This window comes from Inquilinus sp., from assembly GCF_057815775.1.
The window spans coordinates 1-1,924 of sequence record NZ_JBYRFX010000385.1; the positions used below are offsets into that span (position 1 = coordinate 1).

The 1,924-nt window shown below is 70.0% G+C and carries 2 protein-coding genes; both read right to left on the bottom strand.

The window, feature by feature from the left end; all coding sequences use genetic code 11:
• Nucleotides 1-117: 117 nt before the first annotated feature.
• Entirely contained in the window at nucleotides 118-1,161 is a 1,044-nt protein-coding gene (locus tag AC3XYG_RS13920) for a cysteine synthase A (protein WP_489140436.1), read from the bottom strand.
• A gap of 41 nt (nucleotides 1,162-1,202) precedes the next feature.
• A partial coding sequence (locus AC3XYG_RS13925; RefSeq protein ID WP_489140437.1) for an NUDIX domain-containing protein occupies nucleotides 1,203-1,924 on the bottom strand: 722 nt, incomplete at its 5' end.

Sequence of the window (1,924 nt, forward strand, 5' to 3'; positions counted from 1 at the left end):
GGCCGCCGCCGGTCGCGTAGAAGATGGTCCGGTCCAGGACGATGCCGTCCGGCGTCGCGGAAACCACCGTGGCCGTCACCGTGCGGGCATAGGCATCGTCGCGGAACAGGATCTCGGTCATGTGCTGGCCTCCAGCCAATCGGGCTCCGGCAATCCCTTCTCGCGCAGGAATTCCGGATTGTAGAGCTTGGACTGATACCGGCTGCCGTGGTCGGCCAGGATGGTGACGATGGTGTGGCCGGGCCCCAGGCGCTGCGCCATCTTGACCGCGCCGGCCAGGTTGATGCCGGTCGAGCCACCGAGCAGCAGCCCTTCGTCCTTGGCCAGGCCGAACAGGATGGCCAGGGCCTCCTCGTCGGTCGCCTGCTGCGCCCAGTCGAGCGGCATGCCCTCGAGATTCTTCGTCACCCGGCCCTGGCCGATGCCTTCGGTGATCGAACTGCCCTCGGCCTTCAGCTCGCCATGTTCGTACCAGTTGTACAGCGACGCCCCCAGCGGGTCGGTCAGCGCGATCTGCACTTTCGGGTCGCGCTCCTTCAGCGCCAGGGCGATGCCGGCCAGGGTGCCGCCGGTGCCGACGGCGCAGGTGAAGCCGTCGATCCGGCCGCCGGTCTGGTCCCAGATCTCCGGCCCGGTGGTGCGGTAATGGCCGTCGCGGTTGGCCACGTTGTCGAACTGGTTGGCCCATACGGCGCCGTTCGGTTCGGTCTGCGCCAGCTCGGCGGCCAGGCGTTCGGAATAATGGACGTAGTTGCCGGGGTCCTTGTAGGGCAGGGCGTCGACCTCGACCAGTCGGGCGCCGGCCAGGCGGATGGCGTCCTTCTTCTCCTGGCTCTGCGTGCGCGGCAGCACGATCACGCTGCGATAGCCTAGGGCGCGGCCGACCAGGGCCAGGCCGATGCCGGTGTTGCCGGCCGTGCCCTCGACGATGGTGCCGCCGGGCTTCAGCGTGCCGCGGGCCTCGGCGTCGCGGATGATCGCCAGTGCCGCGCGGTCCTTCACCGAGCCGCCGGGATTGAGGAACTCCGCCTTGCCCAGGATCTCGCAGCCGGTCTCCTCCGACAGGCGGCGGAGGCGGATCAGCGGCGTATTGCCGATGGCGCCGACGAGGCCCTCGACAATCCGGGGGGCGACACTCTGGCGGGATGCAGTCTCGGTCATGCTCGGCCTCAACTCACGGGATCGCGGCGTTCCCCCGGACCTTATGCGGCGCTGCCGGAGGCATCAAGCGATGCCCAGCGCCGGCGCAGCGAGTCGCGGTTCAGGGCGAACCATTGCAGCGCGATCAGGGTGATGGCGTTCTGGATCCGGCCCGCCGACAGCAGCGCCAGGGCCTCAGTCGCCGGCATCGGCAGGACGCGGATGTCCTCCTGCTCCGACGCCAGGCCGTGCAGGCTGGTCTCGGACGGGGCGCTGATCCGGCCGCAGAACAGGGTGACCCATTCGTCGAAGCCGCCGGGGCTGGTGGCGAATTCGCCGACCGGCAGCAACTCCGCCACCGCCAGGCCGGTCTCTTCCCGGGTCTCGCGCATCGCCGAATCGTCCTTCGCCTCGCCGGCATCGATCAGCCCGGCGGGGATCTCAATCATCCAGCCCGGCCGGCCGGCGATCCAGGCGCCCAGCCGGAACTGTTCCAGCAGCACCACCCGGTCCGTCACCGGGTCGTAGGGCAGCAGGGCGACGGCCGGACGGCGCAGCACCAGCTCCCGCACCATCGGGTCGGTCCAGCTGCCGTCGAAGCGGCGATGGCGCAGCTGTAGCCGGTCCAGCCGGAAGAAGCCGGCATATTCGGTCCGGCGGTCGATCAACTCGACATCGGCGTCATTGTCGAAGGCCACTCTGTCTCTCTCCTGCGTCCCCGCGACGACGCCCGGACCATAGCCGGGCCGGACCGTCGATGCCACGGCCCGCCGCGCCGCAGCCG